Below are 17,737 nucleotides of genomic sequence, written 5' to 3' on the forward strand. Positions count from 1 at the left end.
TTTTTAAATCAATAAGTAATGATGTTATTAGTTAACTACTGCTGCGCCATATGCAGTGGTTCGAAGCCGCAGACCTGATCGTTAAAGGCATGGAAGGCGCTATCGCCGCCAAGACCGTGACCTATGACTTCGAACGTCTGATGGAAGGCGCTAAGCTGCTGAAATGTAGCGAGTTTGGCGACGCGATTATCGCGAACATGTAATCTGGCCCCCAGATTATGTCAAAACGGGAACCTAGTGGTTCCCGTTTTTGTTATTAGTTTTTGAACGGCTATCAAAACGCCCTCCCGAAAAACCTCATAAACCACTTTTGTTCACCCCATCCTCGATGATCATGGTATCTATCCGTTTGCTGTTGAGTTTTATGAGGGCGGGTAAGAGAGGAGGTGAGGCCCCTCACGTAAAGCATCAGGACATTCATGCTGGCGAGGTATGAAGTGCAGTCGATGCTTTACCTGAGTTTATGACAATGTATGCCTAAGCGAAGGGGGGCTTGTCTTGAGTGAAAATCTTACTACAGTGGGGACACATCAGCGCAGAACCTTTTTGGACTCGGGTGTGACTATGTTCTGATTGGTTGGTGCAGTTAGGGCAGGTACATTTGATGAGATAGTTGCGATTGTTTTTTGAATTATTGCGTTGTTGCATATGATTTTTCCGATAATAAATGGACCGTAACCATACACTATCAACAGACATATAGCCCGTACTGAATTTCACAACTACCTCATCAATGAAGGGTCTATTTGCAACAGTACTTCAACCGAATTAAAACAACATCCAAACCATAGTGTGTTGAATGCGTCGTCTGCGATAGGTATGCCAGCCAGCCCTCTGTATATTGCATTAGGATAAACAAAGGGAAGGCGGCGCTCAGGATTACACTGCCTTCCCGATGTATTGCGGTACAGACAGAGCAAATCGTTTTTTCAGTACACGGGCAATATCGCCTTCCGTGAGTTGCTGCTTCTCTACGCCCTCTGCGGTGATTATTTTCAACACATTACCTAGCAAAATCAGGCGCCCCTCGGAGCCGTGCTGCACGATAAGTAGTTTCTGCACAAAGATGGCATCAGGATGGGTGGAGTTGAGGTAATTGGCCGGGACGAAATCAATCCACTCCTGGGGTGATAGATCAAAACTGTATTGATTGGCCCATTCACCCTCCACCTTCGCTTGTAGCAGGTACTCGCTATTAACGTCACGGATAAGTCGGAAAGTGTCGAAATCCTGTTCAATATCGGTATCTAGCATGTCTATGGCGATCGGTGCGCGAATACCATAGCTGCCGAACCCTAGATCGCAAAGCCACAGGCGGTCATCGACTTCAGCAATTAATGCCATATGCGTTTTTGGTCGGCGTGCTGGGTAGAACATCGGACGAGCTGCAACGAAACGGTAGGAAATACCTAAAGCGCCTAACGCCATTGCAAAGAGCCCATTGACCTCATAGCAGTATCCACCACGGCCTTGTTGTAGCAGCTTGTCTGCAATGTCTTCGGGTACCAGGGAGACGATTTTGCCAGCTTGTACATCCAGATTCTCGAAGGGCACTGAAAAGAGTTGATGACGCATGAGCGCGTGCAGCGTGGCGGTATCGGCAGCTGCATGCCCAGTGTAGTTTATACGACGGAAATAAGTTGAAAGGTTGAAGTTGTCGCTATGCATAATGCCACCTTGATTAATCGGGTTCGGCATTACTATAGAAGGGTCGCATTATTGCCTGTATAGTCAGATCTATCGAAAATCAGACTGTACAGTTCGCAATGTCCGTCCCACGTATGTTGTCCCCGCATTACCGCCGGATTGCTGAAATGCTGCGCTTTACGCTTTCATCAGGTGTATTGCGCGTCGGCGACAGGATGATCTCCGCGCGTAAACTGGCCGAACGCGAGCAAGTTAGCCTTCCAACGGCACTGGAAGCACTACGTTGCCTTGAGGCCGAAGGCCTGATTGTTGCGCGTCCGCGTTCCGGCTACTTCGTTTGCCAGATATACACACCTCAGAACATACAGTCTTCCCATCATTTACCTGGCCCCGTCCCCGTGACAATGTCAGCAGTAGCCCGTTCACTATTCAGTAGCGCAGAAGCCCGCCTGGTGCCACTTGGCGCAGCGTTACCCGATCCCATATGGTTGCCAACAGAAACGTTACAGCGGACACTGCAGACTGCAAGCCGCCGCCTGGAAGCACATGGGCAGAGCTACAGCCTCCCCCCGGGAAGGGCAGACCTGCGTAGAAATATAGCTGTACGCGCTGCACAGTGGGGGGCCTGTTTTGGTCCGGATGATCTCGTCATCACGGCGGGAGCGACGCAGGCACTGCGTCTGGCTCTGAGGGCTGTATGTCAGCCTGGCGATGTAGTGGCAATTGAGCAACCCGTATACTTCGGTACGCTCCTGTTGCTGGAGGACTTAGGCCTCAAGGCATTGCAAATACCCACGGATCCCGCTGAAGGCTTGTTGCTGGCACCTCTGGGTGAAGCTATCCAGCGCCATCGTCCTGCAGCCGTGTTAGCCTCGCCCACGGTGCAAAACCCACTCGGCGCCAGTATGCCCGTCACGCGCAAGCAGGAACTTGTGGCTCTGATTGAACGTGCAGGCATCCCTTTAATTGAGGACGATGTGTATGGTGATCTTGCTGGTGAGGGGCAGCGTCCTCCGGCCTGCAAGGCGTTCGACCAGAGTGGGTGTGTGATTTATTGCAGTTCATTATCAAAAACCCTTGCCCCGGGCTGGAGAATCGGTTGGGTTGCGGCAGGACGCTACCACACACAGGTTTTGCAGGCTCGCATGTCCGGGGATTGGGCAGGCGCACCGCTGCTTGAAGCAGCCGCGAGTGATATACTGGCAAGTGGTGACTACGAGCGTCATCTGCGACGCCTGAAGCTCAGGGTCTCGGAGGGGGTACAAGCTGTTATCGCTCGGGTCAAAGCTAGCTTCCCTCCGGGCACTCGTGTTGCCATGCCGACAGCCGGTTTCTTGTTGTGGATAGAACTTCCGCATCCGCTGAATGCATTGGAGGTACATCGTCGCGCGCTGGCGCTGGGTATTGGTGTCAGTCCTGGCCTCCTGTTTTCCCCGGGGGCGGAATTTCAGAACTTCCTGCGGTTAAATTGTGCAAATGAACCCTCGCCCAGGTTGCTAAACGCAGTGGAACAGATCGGTACGCTTTGCCATGAACTGGCTGGTCAGGGCTAATGACTCATAAAATAATCCCTTTACTACCCCTGATACGGCAGAGGATAAAAGTGGGCTTGTCTTCTCTATGAGATTAATTAAGCATGATGTTAGTCACGTCTTTTTTTGGCTGTGAGTTCAATGGGCCACTTTAAGCGAAATGCGGGATCCTCTCTAATACTGCCGTAAAAATAAAAAAACACGCAAAAGTGGTATCTTTTACATTGTAAATTGATCTTAAAATCTTATTTTTAAACTAAATCAAAGAGTTCAAGTGCCCCATAAATATTATGTTTGGCTACGCATGGCTTAATGCGAGATAGTTTATTTTCTTTAATGAATTTATGATGCCTGTAAATCCAACAGTCAAATCTTTCGTCCCCTAAAGGGACAGACAATCGGGATTATTTGTAATACAATTAATCACGTAATTGTTATGAGGTTTTTGTATGAAAATTTATCAAGCCCAACCACATGATGTGGATACCCTCCTTCCTCTGTATCTCGGTTATCGTCGTTTCTACGAGGTCGAAGAAAACGCATCGCAAGCCAGAGATTTTATTCTCAAGCGCCTGCAGCTTAATGAATCCGTGATTTTTTACGCCGAGGTTGATGGAAAAGCGGTAGGCTTTACGCAACTCTATCCTTTGTTTTGCTCTCTCGAGATGAAGCGTATCTGGTTACTTTATGATCTGTTTGTTGATGAATCCGCTCGCAAGCTCGGTGTCGCACAGACGTTAATCTCCCGGGCGGAGCAACTGGCGAAGGAGAGCGATTCGGCATTTATTATGCTTAGTACCGCGACAGATAATACCCGAGCACAAGCGCTGTATGAGCGTAATGGCTTTGAACGGGATACTCAATTTTACGTCTATAACAAGCTGCTGTAATTTGCCTGCGCTATAACGCGAGCCGATGGGCTCGCGTTTTTTGCACGCGTTAAGTGATATTTCATGATTGATTTTGCAGGCATGATGGCAGAGCAAACGCCAGGGATATTATTCGTTTTCTGCTAAGGAGCGAGAATGGCTTTGGCTATCCGCTCACTTTCAGATTAAACAGCCGGGACAACGCCGCTTTGCCGCTATCCGTCACTCGCACTTCCCGATATCCCGGCGTGCGGGTTATCCATCCTTTCTGCTCAAACAGTGCCATCAGCGCCGATCCGGCATCGCCTCCCAGATGAAAACGTCTTTCGCTCCAGTCAAGACAGGGGCAGCAAGGCTTACGCCGTGGGCGGGCATTAAGCTCTGCGCCAAGGCGTTCAAGCTGCATTTTACCGGCTGGCGTCAGGGCCAGGCCATCGGTCGCCAGCCATTTTTCCCGCAGCATAAACTCATAAATGATCACCGCCAGTTCACCAGCCAGATGGTCGTAGCAGGTTCGGGCGTAACGAAGATTAACCGGCGTGCTGGGGAGAAGCGTCTTATGCGCCTGCATAGAGACGCCCATCAGGTTTTCCAGCAGCGCGGCGATATGCGCGCCCGCCAGGCGGTAATAGCGGTGACGCCCCTGCGCGAGACACACCACCAGCCCGTTGCTGAGCAGTCGGGCAAGATGCCCGCTGGTGGTGGAGGCAGACACCTCGGCGACTGTGCTAAGCTCCGTGGCCGTCCATGCGCGCCCGTCCATCAGCGCGCACAGAATACTGACCCTTGACGGGTCAGAGAGGGCTGAGGCTACCATCGCCATAGAGGTTTCCAGCGCCTCCTCTGGCTCACTGTCTTGCTGCGTTTTCAGGCGATTCATTCAGAGAGTATGGCCCATTTTTTGGTCATTTCCGCTGCCCGGGTGTCATCATCGGTAATGAGAATGAGCCGGTTACGGTGGTCGCTGTACTGTACCAGAATATTAATGCCATTGCGGGCAAGGGTGTCTGCGATGTCGCCCAGTTCCCCTGGTCGTTCCTGAGGTAACTTTCTGATCAGAGGATGGCATACGCTGCTGACGACAAAGCCGGCCTCGATCAGTACCCTGCGGGCTTTCTCACCGTCTTCCACCAGAAAATGCGCATGTCCGGCCTCAGGCGTAGTGAATACGCCGCCGCCTTCGAGGCCCACGCCGTTGTTACCCAGCGGCATACCCATTGCGCCTAGTGAGCCCGGCGTGTTGCTGAGAATTACGTGAATGTCATACATCTGGCAGCGCTCCCCGATCCGATGCGTAATCCCGGAACACGCGGGCGACGCGTATTCTGTAGTAAGAAAAAATGGATGCTTTACCTTCGCGCTGGGCAGCCAGATGCCGCTCATTTTGCTGCCAGTTGGCCACCGATGCTTCATCTTCCCACCAGGATAGCGAGAGGATTTTGCCGGGCGTACTCAGGCTCTGAAAGCGCTCAATGGCAATAAACCCCGGCGTGTCTGAAAGCAAAGGCGTCAGCCCGGCCGCAAGCTGTAAATATCTTTCCTGTGCTTCTGGTAAGGCGTCGGCTTCAAAAAGTACCGCAATCATCAGTCTTCTCCGTGGTGAATGTCCCCGCAGTCTACTGACGCCCAGAGCAGAATGCTTCGGTCTACAGCGAAGTATGGCTGAGGGGGGATACCCTCAGCCGCCGTCCCTGCGCACCGGATTACCGCGCCAGAAACGCGTTACTCTGCGTTAAAAATAATAAATTCAGGCTGGTAACTGACCGGGAAATTGACCGATCGGGCGATAAAACAGACGTGATGGATCTGCTGATGAATGGCCGTGGCGGCGTCGAGATCGGTACCTGGTAATACGGTGATTTTCGGCCTGAGGGTAGCAGAAATAAAGCGGCCCGCGCCCCCTTTTAACACTTCACCCGTTGCCACCGGCGAGTCCTGATATTCCATGACCGTAATGCCGGCATCGGAGGCCAGATGTAAGTACCACAGCATGTGACAGGCTGAGAGAGAAGAGAGCAGGAGATCTTCCGGGTTCATTTTGCCGGGATCGCCGCCCAGTAATGGATCATTTGAACAATGAATGGGTTCTTTTCCCTTTACCGCGATATCCCAGGTCCGGGCATAAGCCTTGTAACCCGAAGTACCCGTGCCCTGATTGCCGGTCCATGTGATATGGCTGGTATAAGCATGTTCCATAGATTTGCCTTTTCTCTGTAGAGGGATGAATTTATGCGCTTTTCATCGCTGAGGCATCTTCCCGTTTTATTGCGTTGCCTGAGCGAAGCTGCCGTTGGAATCGCAAGGTTGTCATGACGCTAATGTCAATGGCATAATGGTATACCATTTATGCGTGATGTAAAGAGAGCCAAATGAACACCGCTTCCCGTTCGACCGCCGATATTCTTGCCGGTGAGCTAAAAATCTTAATCAACAAGGGTTCATTGCGAGATGGCGACCGTCTCGTTGAGAGGGACCTGGCCAGCCAGTTTGCGGTCAGCCGTATCCCAATGAGAGAAGCGATACAGCAGCTTGAGCGCGAAGGTCTGGTTGAGATTTACAGAAATCGTGGCGCGGTGGTGAAAACGCTGACGGCCGCAGATGTCGATGAAATTTATCAGCTGCGGGCACTCCTGGAAGGTGAAGCCATTTTTTATAGCCTACAGAATATGGACCCGGAAACGCTTGCCCGGGCGGAGCTGGTGCATCAGTTGCTGAGCAGCGCCTCTGAACCCGAGCAGCAGGGGAGATATAACCGGGAGTTTCATGAACTGCTTTATCGGAAGTGTAATAATCAGCGTCTGCTGAAGATGATCGGTGAATTGCGCGAGCAGATTGAAAGGTATGAGGTTTTTCAGAACAGACTGCTGTCGGATACGCTGAAATTCCAGGATGAGCATCAGCAGATCCTGATGGCCTGCCAGCAAAATAATCCACAGGAGGCGCGGGCGTATACCGTGAAACATATTCTCTCAGCAGGTGAAATCCTTCGCGCCTATATTGTAAGCCGTTAATGGTTGCGTAAAGCGGCTGCATTGTTCGCGCATAAATTGCCATCCGTATCGGCTCAGTGCTATAAGAAAAGAGCCGTTTTAATGGTGCGTATGTTTTATATGTAAAGAATAAGTGAAGGTCAGATAATGATTACGTCAGTTCAGCCAACGACCACCGTCACCACCACTACCGTAACCTGCGGTGGTGTGGGCGTATCTGTGACCGGCTCCTGACAAACAGATCCTCACTCCCCGCCAATGTGGACGGGGAGAGACCTCTCCGTTCGTGACACACTGAATGGAGACCCATCATGATTTCATCTGAGAATGCACTTTTAATTATCGATATGCAGCAGGGGCTTTTCCATGGCCCGGTTTCTCCGTATCAGGCCGATGCGCTTCTGGCGAACGTTTGCCTGCTGATTGAAAAAGCGAGACAGGCTGAGGTGCCCGTCTTCTTTGCCCGCCATACCGGACCTGACGATTCTCCGTTCTCAGCACAAAGTCCATTAACCCAACTGCTGCCTGAGATGGGTGTTAACGGCGAGCGGGATATCGTCTTTATTAAAAAGTACCCCTCCTGTTTCCAGCAAACTGACCTTGCGCATCGGCTCGCCCAGGCCGGCGTAAAACAGCTGGTTATTGCCGGGATGAAAACCGAATTCTGCGTGGACACGACCTGCCGTGCGGCATCGGCGCTGGGATGGCGGACGGTGCTGATCTCGGATGCGCACTCAACCATGGATAACGAACGTTTGTCAGCGCCTGACATTATCGGCCATCACAATATCACGCTTGCCGGGCCATTTGTGACGTTATCGACCGCCGCAGAGTGGCACTTTTCTGCAGAGAAATAAGGATGAAGAAAGGGAGCCCAATGGCTCCCGTTTGCTACGCCAGTTCATCCGGTTTTACTGTGCATGGCGGCGCAGGGTGGAGGCGGGGTGCCGCCGAAGCGCCTCTTCGGGACGCACAGGCCGCCGCACCAGTTCGCCGCCGCAGTTTGGGCAACGACCGTGCAGCCGCGCCGTCATGCAGTCCCGGCAAAAAGTACACTCGAACGAGCAGATAAACGCCTCGGGTGAGTCTGGCGGCAGATCTTTATCACAGCATTCGCAATTCGGGCGTAACTCGAGCATTAACTTCTCCTGTGGTTAACGGCTGTATCAGCGACGGCGGGTCAACGCATGCTGTTTTTATATCACGGCCCGGACTGGCTGCCGAGGAGGGCAGATTAACTTCCGCCTCAAAGCGTTGCCTTCTCGCTGCAGACCTTGATTTCAGCGTACACAGGACGGTTTCTGTGAGGCTGATTTTCGCTTTAAAGCCCACGACCTCCGAGGTACCGGCTGACAACATGAAGGCTTATGGCATATTGACCTGACGCGATGGCCACCGATAAACCACCGTAAAAATAAAGCGTAGAGTACAAATAATGGAAGCGTGTGATATTTAAGTTGCTGAATGGATTTTACGCTTCGCTTATTTTGCGTTTGGTTTGTTGGGTTATTTGAATATTCGAATGAAGAAGGCTAGCCTTAATTGGGCATGATATTCGCTCCATTTTGTATTTGATAGCCGCTCCCCCAGCGGCTTTTTTTATTGGTCATCTTTAGAAAAGTTCTGAATTTCATGCCGACGAAGCCTCGCCGCGCCGCTTCGTTATATACCCCAACAGGAGTACTTCGTCTGTATAGATAACATAAGGGCTGCAGGTATTATTTCCCTGAACACAGTAAGTTAGCGGTAATGTGCCGTCTGGTTATTTTTAATGTGTTTTGTAGAATTATTCCGAATTACTGCTGAAAGACGTTGGGAAAACGGAATAATAATTTGACTAACCAGCATTACCCGCTAGATTTAAATATCGAACGACGAGTGATACGGAGTATTTTCGTATCGTACTGACATAACCGATATACATGAGGTGAAATATGGCAGAGCATCGTGGTGGTTCCGGTAATTTTGCTGAAGACCGTGAAAAAGCTTCTGAAGCAGGTCGTAAAGGTGGTCAGCACAGCGGCGGGAACTTTAAAAATGATCCGCAGCGTGCGTCCGAAGCGGGTAAAAAAGGCGGACAAAACAGCCACGGCGGTGGCCGCAAGTCCGATAATTCCTGATTATCCTTTTCCTTGCACCCTGAAGTGAAAGTATCTCCTGCGAGTCTGTACAGACTCGCAGTTATTTTCTGACTCCAGAAGGTATTTCTATGAATATGAAAAGCATTGAAGATGTATTTATTCACCTGCTCTCAGATACCTACAGCGCAGAGAAACAATTAACCCGCGGGCTGGCGAAACTGGCCAGAGCGGCGTCCAGTGAAAAACTCAGCGCGGCGTTCAATGCTCATCTCGAAGAAACCCAGGGCCAGATTGAACGTATTGACCAAATTATTGAGCAGGAATCCGGCCTGAAAATCAAACGCATGAAATGCGTGGCCATGGAAGGATTAATCGAAGAGGCCAATGAAGTTGTTGAGAGCACGGAAAAAAATGAGGTACGAGATGCTGCGCTAATTGCCGCTGCGCAAAAGGTCGAGCATTACGAAATAGCCAGTTACGGTACCCTGGTCACCCTGGCAGAACAGCTGGGCTATAAAAAAGCGGTCAAATTACTTGCCGAAACGCTGGAAGAAGAAAAGCAAACCGACGTTAAATTAACCGATTTGGCGGTAGGTAATATTAATAAAAAAGCGGAAAAATAAACGCTCCCTGACACGAGGAAATCACGATGAATCACGTTGAACATTATCATGACTGGCTACGCGATGCGCATGCCATGGAAAAGCAGGCAGAATCCATGCTGGAATCGATGGCTGGCCGTATCGATAATTATCCCGATCTCCGTGCCAGAATTGAACAGCATATTAATGAGACCAAACGGCAAATTACTGTGCTGGAAGAGATCCTCGACCGCAACGATATTTCGCGTTCGGTGATTAAAGATTCGATGAGTAAAATGGCGGCTCTCGGCCAGTCCATCGGCGGGATCTTTCCTTCCGATGAAATCGTCAAAGGCTCGATCAGCGGGTACGTCTTCGAGCAATTTGAGATCGCCTGCTACACCTCTCTGCTGGCGGCGGCTGAAAAAGCGGGCGATACCGCCGCCATCCCGGCTATCGAAGCCATTCTGGCAGAAGAGCAGGCCATGGCTGACTGGCTGATCAAACATATTCCTCAGACCACGGAACAGTTTCTCCTGCGTTCAGATGCTGACGGCGTAGAAGCGAAAAAATAACCCAGGAGGCAGGCCTATGTTTCGTCATGTGAAACAACTGCAGTATACCGTGCGCGTTGCTGAACCCAATCCGGGGCTCGCGAATTTACTGCTCGAACAGTTTGGCGGTCCTCAGGGCGAGCTGGCCGCCGCGTGTCGTTATTTCACCCAGGGATTAAGCGATGACGATCCCGGCCGCAAAGATATGCTGATGGATATCGCGACAGAAGAGCTGAGCCATCTGGAGATCATTGGCACCCTGGTCGGCATGCTGAATAAAGGGGCCAAAGGAGCCCTGGCGGAGGGCACCGAGAGCGAGGCGGAACTCTATCGTTCGCTCACCGCCAACGGCAATGACAGCCATATTACCTCGTTGCTGTACGGCGGCGGTCCCCCGCTAACCAACTCGGCGGGCGTGCCGTGGACGGCGGCCTATATTGATACTATCGGTGAACCCACCGCCGACCTGCGGTCGAATGTCGCCGCGGAGGCGAGGGCGAAGATCGTCTATGAACGCCTGATCAACGTGACCGACGATCCCGGCGTGAAAGACGCGCTGGCGTTCCTGATGACCCGCGAAGCGGCGCATCAGCTCTCTTTTGAGAAGGCGCTGCAGTCGATTCGCAACAACTATCCGCCGGGCAAACTGCCGCCCATTAGCGAGTACGCTAACACCTACTACAATATGTCTGAAGGTGGAGAAGTACGCGGCAGCTGGAACAGTGACAAACACTTCGATTATGTCAAGGATCCGCAGCCGGCCGTGGATGGCGGAGATGGCAGCGCTTCTGTCGGCCTGACGCCAGAGCAGGAAGCGCTGTGCAAAGCGATGCTGAAGCGAACGCAGTCTGACCCGCAGGGTGATCCTTTGACCGGCGCCGAACTCGGTGCCGGTAAGCAAAACACGTCATCATCGGCTAAGTGATGTTCGCATGAGCCCCGGCTGCCGCCGGGGCGATTCACAATGATGGGTGCGGATTATGTTTGAATTTGACGCGTTTCATCTGGCCCGACTGCAATTTGCCTTTACCGTTTCCTTCCATATCCTCTTTCCGGCTATCACTATCGGCCTTGCCAGCTACCTGGTGGTGCTTGAGGGGATGTGGCTGCGAACCCGGGATAATGTCTGGCGTTCACTCTACAATTTCTGGCTGAAAATTTTCGCCGTCAATTTTGGGATGGGCGTGGTCTCCGGATTAGTCATGTCCTATCAGTTCGGCACCAACTGGAGCGGATTTTCCCAGTTTGCCGGCAGCATTACCGGCCCGCTGCTGCTGTACGAAGTGCTGACTGCCTTTTTCCTCGAAGCGGGATTCCTCGGGGTGATGCTATTTGGCTGGAATAAAGTGCCGCCGGCGCTGCATTTTTTTACTACCTGCATGGTGGCGCTTGGCACCCTGGTCTCCACTTTCTGGATCCTCGCCTCCAACAGCTGGATGCAGACGCCGCAGGGTTTTACCATCGAAAATGGCCATCTCATTCCGCAAGACTGGCTGGCGATTATCTTTAACCCCTCGTTCCCGTATCGTTTGTTTCATATGGCGATAGCCGCGTTTCTCAGCAGCGCCATGTTCGTCGGGGCCTCTGCCGCGTGGCATCTTCTGCGCGGCAACGACTCGCCGGCCATCCGCAAAATGCTGTCGATGGCGATGTGGATGGCGCTGCTGGTGGCGCCAATCCAGGCGGTGGTGGGGGATATGCATGGTCTTAACACCCTTGAGCATCAGCCAGCGAAGATCGCCGCCATCGAGGGGCACTGGGAAAACCGACCCGGCGAGGCCACGCCGCTGCTGCTGTTTGGTCTGCCGGATATGGAACAGGAGCGCACCCGCTATGGTCTGGAGATCCCCGCTCTCGGCAGCTTGATCCTCACCCACAGTCTGCATAAGCAGGTGCCGGCCCTGAAAGACTTCCCGAAAGAGGACCGACCCTATTCGCCCGCCGTTTTCTGGTCGTTTCGCATCATGGTTGGGATGGGAATGTTGATGATCGCCTTGGGGATCTGCAGCGCCTGGCTGCGCTATCGGCGGCGGCTGTATCACTCGCGTCCCTTTCAGTGGTTTGCGCTCTGCATGGGGCCTGCCGGCCTTATTGCCCTGGTCGCCGGGTGGGTGACCACCGAGATGGGCCGCCAGCCGTGGGTGATCTACGGCTTGCTGCGCACCCGGGATGCGGTGTCGTTGCACAGCACGCTGCAGATGGCCATCAGCCTGCTGGTGTTTATCGTGGTCTACTGCGCGGTATTTGGCGTGGGGTATTACTACATTTTCCGGCTGATTAAAAAAGGGCCGCAACCGGTGACGGAGCTGACCTCGCAAACTGCCGGCACCCCGGCGCGTCCGCTCTCGGCGGCAGAGCCGGTGCGGGATGAGGAGAACGCATCATGAGCATCGATATCTCGGTGATTTGGTTTGTCATCATCGTCTTCGCCACGCTGATGTATATCGTGATGGATGGTTTCGATTTAGGTATTGGGATGCTGTTCAGCGTGGTGCATGATGGCGAAGAGCGCGATGTGATGGTCAACAGCGTGGCGCCCGTCTGGGATGGAAATGAAACCTGGCTGGTACTCGGCGGGGCTGGGCTGTTCGGCGCCTTTCCGCTGGCCTATGCGGTGATCACCGATGCGCTGGTCATCCCGCTGACGGCGATGCTCATCGGCCTGATTTTTCGCGGCGTGGCGTTTGAGTTTCGTTTTAAAGCGGTTCCCTCACATCGTACCTTCTGGGATTATGCCTTCGCCGGCGGCTCGCTGCTGGCGACCTTCAGCCAGGGGATTGTCGTCGGCGCGTTTATCAACGGCTTTGCGGTGGCTGATCGCCGCTTCGCCGGTTCGACGCTGGACTGGCTTACCCCCTTTAACCTGTTCTGCGGTCTGGGGCTGGTGGTGGCCTATCTGCTGCTCGGCACCACGTGGCTTATCATGAAAAGCGAAGGCGCGCTGCAGCAGCGGATGCGCGCGCTGACCCGCAAGGTGCTGCTGGCGCTGATGGTGGTGATCGCGGTGGTCAGCGTCTGGACGCCGTTGGGCTGGCGCTACGTGGCGGAGCGCTGGTTTACGCTGCCCAATTTCTTCTGGTTCGTGCCGGTACCGATCCTGGTGTTGGCGCTGAGCCTGTGGATCTGGCGCCTGAGCGCGCGCCCCGCCAGCCACGCTCGTCCCTTTATCCTGACGCTGGGCCTGATTTTCCTCGGCTTCAGCGGGTTGGGGATCAGCGTCTGGCCGAACATTATCCCACCGAATATCTCCCTGTGGGATGCCGCCGCGCCGCCCTCCAGCCAGGTATTTATGCTGCCGGGGGCGCTGCTCATTATCCCGGTGATCCTGATGTATACCGCCTGGAGCTATTACGTCTTTCGCGGCAAAGTCTCCGGCAGCGAAGGCTATCACTGTGCCTGATTCGCGCCGGCAGGTGAGGATTTGCCGGCGCGTCGCGCCAACCGCGCGGGAATGACCGAGACAGTCGCGGACAAACCGGCGACCCGTTCCACCCCCTCGGGCAGAGTATCGATATGGATGCGCACTGGCACACGCTGCGCCAGCCGCACCCAGCTGAAGGTCGGCTCGACCTGCGGCAGGCCCAGGGCGCCGGTCTCATCATTGGTATCGCCGATCCCGTGTCCGATACTCTCCACATGGCCGGTAATGACCGGATCATACCCCATCAGCGTGATGTGTGCGGTATCGCCAACCTGGATGTGGCGCAGGCGGGTCTCTTCAAAATACCCCACCACCCAGAAACTCTGGCCATCGATAATGGCCACTTTCGTCACCCCGGCGGTGGCATAGTCGCCCGGGCGTAGCCGCAGATGGGTGACGTACCCGGCCACCGGCGTCCGCACGGTGGCATGCGCTAAATTCAGTTGCGCCAGCGCCAGTGCCGCCAGCGCGCCCTGGTAGTTAGCGGCCGCGACGCTGGCCGCGCTGGTGGTCTGTTTCAGATCTTCGCTGGAGATGACGCCCTGGATCTGCGCCCGTCGTCTGGCGGCATCCTGGCGCATCGCCATCTCCTGGCGTCGGGCTTCCACCTCCGCCTGGGCGCTACTGACCGCCAGCTTCAGCCAGCGCGGATCGATGGAATAGAGCACATCTCCCCGATTGACCCACTGGTTGTCTTTCACCGCCACGCTGGCCACCGGCCCCGAGACATCGGGGGCGATCTGCACCACGTCGGCCCGCATCCGGCCATCGCGGGTCCAGGGCGTTTGCGCCTCCTGTTTCCAGAGAATGAAAGCCAGTAGCGCGGCGGCGGCAACGGCGCCTAAGGTCAGGGCGTAGCGGCCCAGAAGAGTGAGATAGACTGTCATACGGCAAACCCCAGCGTGTTAACCTCCTGCAGGAGCAGGAAAAAGAGTGCGATATAGAGGGAAAGCCCCCACAGCGGGCGGCAGGGCAAGCGGCCCAGTCCCCGGGTGGAGAAAATAAGCGGTTGCAACAGCAGCGTCGCGAGCAGGGCGATAAGGCCGACAACCAGCAGGCCGGGGAAAAATACCCCGCCCATCGCGAGATCACGCATGGTTTTGGCTCTCCTCAGGCAAGTGTAAGGCGCAATACAGGGAAATGAGCGCTTCCGCGCGCTCATGTGAGGCGGCATCAGCCGGTAAACCGTGGGCCAACAGTGCGTCAACAGGCTGCGCGAGGGCCTCTATGTCCGGCTCCTGTTTAAGGGCGTCAAGCAGCGTCTGCACAGCGGTAGCCGCTTCTCGATCCACCGGCTGATAGCTACGGCGCAGGTGGATCACCGCCAGGCCGGTACGAATATCGTGCAGCATCTTGTCCAGCAGCTGACCTGCGGTTGGCCCGCTCTGCGTTAGCCGCGGCAGCAGTAAAGCGGTCCGGTCGATCATCAGATTGGTCCAGCGGTGGGCATTGTGCGCCAGTCGGCCCCGCGCGGCGCGGCGGATATCGCGACGGCACAGCGTCAGCAGACGATGGACAGCGGCATCGGCCTGCACGGTTTGCAGCAGGCGCATACCAAACGCGGCATAGCCGATGGCGACAAACAGCGCGATAGAGGTATTCATCGCCGTCGCGAAATCCCCCTGGTAGCTGGGGCCCAGTTCGCACAATATCGGCAGCGTCAGGGTGATGCCCATCGCCATAAAGGTGGTGGGCGGTCGCGCCTGCAGCGAACCGGCCAGCAGATAGACCGGGGCGAGCATCGCCGCCAGCAGGGCAAATTCGCTCACCTGCGGCAGCAGGGCGAAACTATACAGCAGGCTGAACAGCACGCCCCACACGCAGCCGATCAGGTATTTCACCAGATGCGCCGCCGGTGCATCGAAGCTGGCGAACAGGCTACAGCAGACCCCGAGGATCGAGACCGCGGTGCCGCCATCGGGCCAGGCAGAGCCTATCCAGATCAGGCAGCCGCTGAGGATGATGACGAAGGCGCCGAAGGCGGTCCGCAGGGCGCTGAGCGGATCGCGATGGAAAACATAGCCCTTTGCCGAGCGGGCGTCAGGGGGAAGGGCTGGCGAGCGCCGGTGATAAATCGCCTTCGCCAGCCGTTCGCTCTGCTGCAGGAGACGGATGGCTTCCGCCAGGTGGCGCACCAGGCTAACGCGCAGCGCCTCGTTCAGCGTCTGCGCAGGGGCGTACCGGTTGATGAGCTGCTCGCAGCGGGAGAGTAGTTCGTCGGCGGAGAGCGCCGTTCTGTGGGCTTCCTGGCCTCTCAGCCAGGTCTCTGCTTCCGCCAGCAGCATCTGCAGGTCAGCTGGCCGCTTTCCGGCTCTCTGTAAACGGTCGTGCAATTCGCCATTGACAATCAACAGTCGTGCCAGCCGGTCGTGGATCGCTTTTCTGGCCTGGCGGTGGGGAACCGAGAGGTCGTCATCCCAGGGAAGATGGTGGTTGATGCCCTGCAAAAACTGCAGGCTCAGTGCCAGCCGCAGCGTTTCCGCCGCCACCGGCTTACCGGCCAGCGTATCGGCGATCCGCTGCCGGGCGGTTGCCAGCGTCTGTGCCAGCGTGCTGTTAAACCGCCCGGCGATGCGCACCGGCAGCACGAAGCGGTGAATCAATCCGGCGCACAAGATACCGATGGCGATCTCTTCCACCCGAGTGACCGCGAGGTCAAAGATCGTCCCGGGCGTGGAGACGGCGGGAAAGCCAATCAGGCTCGCGGTGTAACCCGCCAGCAAAAAAGCGTATCCGCGCGGCGTGCGCTCAAGCAGCGACAGACACAGGCAACCCGCGATCCACAGGGCCAGCATGGCGCTACACAGGATCGGCTGGTTAACGAAGGTGGGCACGATGAAGACGGTGGCCGCCGCGCCGACGAGGGTCCCGACCAGGCGATAGACGCTGCGGCTTAGCGATGCGCCCACCGAGGTCTGCGACACAATATAGACAGTGATGATGGCCCACGAAGGCCTTTGCAGCCCGATGGATAGCGCAAGATAGTACGCCAGCATCGCCGCGGCGAAACTCTTTGCGGAAAAGAGTACCGCCTGGGCATCACTGCGCAGGACGGCTGAAGTCGATTGCGGCATGAAAGGGCGCGCGACGGCGCCTGCGGCACGCAGCCAGGAGGCCTGGCGAAAGCGGTTAATGTTCATGCTGCGGATTATGGCTGGCTTGCGCTTGCGGCGAAATACTCTATTCTGTCAAAAAATACCTGAATCTGGCCAATCGTATGCCATCACCTTTTGCCAATACGCTGTACGATCCGGACGCCGCGTCCTGTCCGGCCGTCGCCTGTCATCTTGATTTTGTCGAGTATGAAGCGGAAGTGCCGGTGCATACCCATCGCAAAGGGCAGTTGATTATTGTGCTGTATGGTGCGGTGAGCTGTCGGGCGGAAAATAACCTGTGGATTGTGCCGCCTCGCTGCGCGGTATGGATCCCGGGCGGTATTCCGCACAGTGTGTCCGCCACCTGGAACGCGCGCCTCAATTATCTGTTTATTGAACCCGGCGCTGCCGCGCTGCCTGGCAGCTGCTGCACCCTGGCGCTCTCTCCCCTGATCCACGAGCTGGTGGAGCGACTCACTCGTGAGGGGGCGGATTATGTGGCGGATAGCCATGCCGGGAGACTCACCCGGGTGACCCTTGACGAACTGGCGACCATGCCGGCGCAGCGCCTGAATCTGCCCGTCTCTGCACATCCCAAAATTCGTGCGATGGCCGACCGGCTGGTCAGCCATCCTGACGATCGCAGCACCCTGTCGGTGTGGGCGAAGCGTCTGGCGCTGAGTGAGCGCTCTCTGGCACGGGTGATGCTGCGGGAGACCGGCCTCACCTTCGGGCGCTGGCGCCAGCAGCTGCATTTGATTATTGCCCTGCAGGAGCTGGCCAGCGGCGTTTCGGTACAAAACGTGGCGACTAAGCTGGGGTATGAATCGGTAAATGCCTTTATTACCATGTTCAAAAAAACGATGGGGACGACACCAGCGCACTATTTTGCCGAACGTCAGACCGCGGCTCGTTAAGAAAACCTTGTCGGGCCGCGACGGCTGGCGTAACGCCCAACAAGGTGGCA

The 17,737-nt window shown here is 55.3% G+C and carries 21 protein-coding genes and 1 pseudogene; 12 read left to right on the forward strand and 10 right to left on the reverse strand.

Translation table 11 applies throughout. The features are described from left to right. Window positions 1-35: 35 nt before the first annotated feature. Window positions 36-203 (forward strand): annotated as a pseudogene (locus CWM54_RS02055) (isocitrate/isopropylmalate family dehydrogenase); the annotation flags it as partial. Window positions 204-477: 274 nt separating this feature from the next. On the opposite strand, the gene CWM54_RS29135 reads toward CWM54_RS02055, so the two are convergent. Together CWM54_RS29135 and CWM54_RS02065 are read right to left on the reverse strand one after the other, a co-directional pair. Beyond that, window positions 478-699, reverse strand: a complete 222-nt coding sequence (locus CWM54_RS29135) for a YnfU family zinc-binding protein (protein ID WP_319823385.1) — start codon at window positions 697-699, stop codon at window positions 478-480. 180 nt (window positions 700-879) lie between these two features. Continuing rightward, a complete protein-coding gene (locus CWM54_RS02065) occupies window positions 880-1,668 on the reverse strand; it encodes an arylamine N-acetyltransferase family protein (RefSeq protein WP_100695760.1) in 789 nt (262 codons plus the stop codon). A gap of 98 nt (window positions 1,669-1,766) precedes the next feature. Here CWM54_RS02065 and CWM54_RS02070 point away from each other — a divergent pair, with 98 nt between their 5' ends. Together CWM54_RS02070 and CWM54_RS02075 are read left to right on the forward strand one after the other, a co-directional pair. Then, window positions 1,767-3,200: a PLP-dependent aminotransferase family protein gene (locus CWM54_RS02070; protein WP_100695762.1), complete on the forward strand. Its 1,434-nt coding sequence runs from the start codon at window positions 1,767-1,769 to the stop codon at window positions 3,198-3,200. A gap of 428 nt (window positions 3,201-3,628) precedes the next feature. Continuing rightward, entirely contained in the window at window positions 3,629-4,069 is a 441-nt protein-coding gene (locus CWM54_RS02075) for a GNAT family N-acetyltransferase (RefSeq protein ID WP_061155034.1), read from the forward strand. Window positions 4,070-4,214: 145 nt separating this feature from the next. Here CWM54_RS02075 and CWM54_RS02080 read toward each other — a convergent pair whose 3' ends face one another. The 4 genes from CWM54_RS02080 to CWM54_RS02095 all read right to left on the reverse strand — a co-directional run bounded on the left by CWM54_RS02080 (window position 4,215) and on the right by CWM54_RS02095 (window position 6,244). Continuing rightward, on the reverse strand, window positions 4,215-4,928 hold the full coding sequence (locus CWM54_RS02080; RefSeq protein ID WP_100695764.1) for an ArsR/SmtB family transcription factor: 714 nt from the start codon (window positions 4,926-4,928) through the stop codon (window positions 4,215-4,217). After that, on the reverse strand, window positions 4,925-5,317 hold the full coding sequence (locus CWM54_RS02085) for an amino acid-binding protein (RefSeq protein WP_100695766.1): 393 nt from the start codon (window positions 5,315-5,317) through the stop codon (window positions 4,925-4,927). The genes CWM54_RS02080 and CWM54_RS02085 overlap by 4 nt, the downstream gene beginning before the upstream one ends. Then, entirely contained in the window at window positions 5,310-5,633 is a 324-nt protein-coding gene (locus CWM54_RS02090) for an antibiotic biosynthesis monooxygenase family protein (RefSeq protein ID WP_100695768.1), read from the reverse strand. Before CWM54_RS02090 ends, CWM54_RS02085 begins: the two co-directional genes overlap by 8 nt. Before the next feature lie 137 nt (window positions 5,634-5,770). After that, window positions 5,771-6,244, reverse strand: a complete 474-nt coding sequence (locus CWM54_RS02095) for an OsmC family protein (RefSeq protein ID WP_100679906.1) — start codon at window positions 6,242-6,244, stop codon at window positions 5,771-5,773. A gap of 173 nt (window positions 6,245-6,417) precedes the next feature. On the opposite strand from CWM54_RS02095, the gene CWM54_RS02100 reads away from it, so the two are divergent. Continuing rightward, complete coding sequence (locus CWM54_RS02100) at window positions 6,418-7,059, forward strand: GntR family transcriptional regulator (RefSeq protein ID WP_100695770.1); 642 nt, start codon at window positions 6,418-6,420, stop codon at window positions 7,057-7,059. 290 nt (window positions 7,060-7,349) lie between these two features. Then, window positions 7,350-7,895, forward strand: coding sequence for a cysteine hydrolase family protein (locus tag CWM54_RS02105; protein ID WP_061155029.1), 546 nt, complete (start codon window positions 7,350-7,352; stop codon window positions 7,893-7,895). Between the two features lie 54 nt (window positions 7,896-7,949). Here the strand turns inward: CWM54_RS02105 and CWM54_RS02110 are convergent, their stop codons facing one another. Beyond that, window positions 7,950-8,177, reverse strand: a complete 228-nt coding sequence (locus CWM54_RS02110; protein ID WP_012542149.1) for a DUF1272 domain-containing protein — start codon at window positions 8,175-8,177, stop codon at window positions 7,950-7,952. Between the two features lie 795 nt (window positions 8,178-8,972). Between CWM54_RS02110 and CWM54_RS02115 the strand changes: the two genes are divergently transcribed. The 6 genes from CWM54_RS02115 to cydB all read left to right on the forward strand — a co-directional run bounded on the left by CWM54_RS02115 (window position 8,973) and on the right by cydB (window position 13,654). Beyond that, a complete protein-coding gene (locus tag CWM54_RS02115; RefSeq protein WP_004150795.1) occupies window positions 8,973-9,158 on the forward strand; it encodes a general stress protein in 186 nt (61 codons plus the stop codon). Between the two features lie 89 nt (window positions 9,159-9,247). After that, window positions 9,248-9,742, forward strand: coding sequence for a ferritin-like domain-containing protein (locus CWM54_RS02120; protein ID WP_008807707.1), 495 nt, complete (start codon window positions 9,248-9,250; stop codon window positions 9,740-9,742). Window positions 9,743-9,768: 26 nt separating this feature from the next. Then, window positions 9,769-10,275 carry a ferritin-like domain-containing protein gene (locus CWM54_RS02125; protein WP_061155027.1) on the forward strand — a complete coding sequence of 169 codons (507 nt, stop codon included), beginning with the start codon at window positions 9,769-9,771 and terminating at the stop codon, window positions 10,273-10,275. 16 nt (window positions 10,276-10,291) lie between these two features. Further along, the gene (locus CWM54_RS02130; RefSeq protein ID WP_100631739.1) at window positions 10,292-11,179 is read left to right on the forward strand and encodes a manganese catalase family protein; all 888 of its coding nucleotides are present in this window, start codon (window positions 10,292-10,294) and stop codon (window positions 11,177-11,179) included. Window positions 11,180-11,234: 55 nt separating this feature from the next. Beyond that, window positions 11,235-12,641 (forward strand): cytochrome ubiquinol oxidase subunit I, encoded by a 1,407-nt coding sequence (locus CWM54_RS02135; RefSeq protein ID WP_061155025.1) that lies wholly within the window; start codon window positions 11,235-11,237, stop codon window positions 12,639-12,641. Then, window positions 12,638-13,654 carry a cytochrome d ubiquinol oxidase subunit II gene (gene cydB, locus CWM54_RS02140; protein WP_100695772.1) on the forward strand — a complete coding sequence of 339 codons (1,017 nt, stop codon included), beginning with the start codon at window positions 12,638-12,640 and terminating at the stop codon, window positions 13,652-13,654. Before CWM54_RS02135 ends, cydB begins: the two co-directional genes overlap by 4 nt. Here cydB and CWM54_RS02145 read toward each other — a convergent pair. Genes CWM54_RS02145 through CWM54_RS02155 form a run of 3 tightly spaced genes read right to left on the reverse strand, consistent with a single transcriptional unit; the run spans window position 13,642 to window position 16,815 of the window. Further along, window positions 13,642-14,562: an HlyD family secretion protein gene (locus CWM54_RS02145; RefSeq protein WP_100695774.1), complete on the reverse strand. Its 921-nt coding sequence runs from the start codon at window positions 14,560-14,562 to the stop codon at window positions 13,642-13,644. The genes cydB and CWM54_RS02145 overlap by 13 nt on opposite strands. Next, window positions 14,559-14,771 carry a DUF1656 domain-containing protein gene (locus tag CWM54_RS02150; protein WP_074386273.1) on the reverse strand — a complete coding sequence of 71 codons (213 nt, stop codon included), beginning with the start codon at window positions 14,769-14,771 and terminating at the stop codon, window positions 14,559-14,561. Before CWM54_RS02150 ends, CWM54_RS02145 begins: the two co-directional genes overlap by 4 nt. Then, a complete protein-coding gene (locus tag CWM54_RS02155; RefSeq protein WP_100695776.1) occupies window positions 14,764-16,815 on the reverse strand; it encodes an FUSC family protein in 2,052 nt (683 codons plus the stop codon). The genes CWM54_RS02150 and CWM54_RS02155 overlap by 8 nt, the downstream gene beginning before the upstream one ends. A gap of 77 nt (window positions 16,816-16,892) precedes the next feature. Here CWM54_RS02155 and CWM54_RS02160 point away from each other — a divergent pair, with 77 nt between their 5' ends. Further along, window positions 16,893-17,687 (forward strand): AraC family transcriptional regulator, encoded by a 795-nt coding sequence (locus tag CWM54_RS02160; RefSeq protein WP_100679915.1) that lies wholly within the window; start codon window positions 16,893-16,895, stop codon window positions 17,685-17,687. The last annotated feature ends 50 nt before the right edge of the window (window positions 17,688-17,737 follow it).

This window comes from Klebsiella sp. D-Nf1 (assembly GCF_002810515.1).
Classification (GTDB): Bacteria; Pseudomonadota; Gammaproteobacteria; order Enterobacterales; family Enterobacteriaceae; genus Klebsiella; species Klebsiella variicola.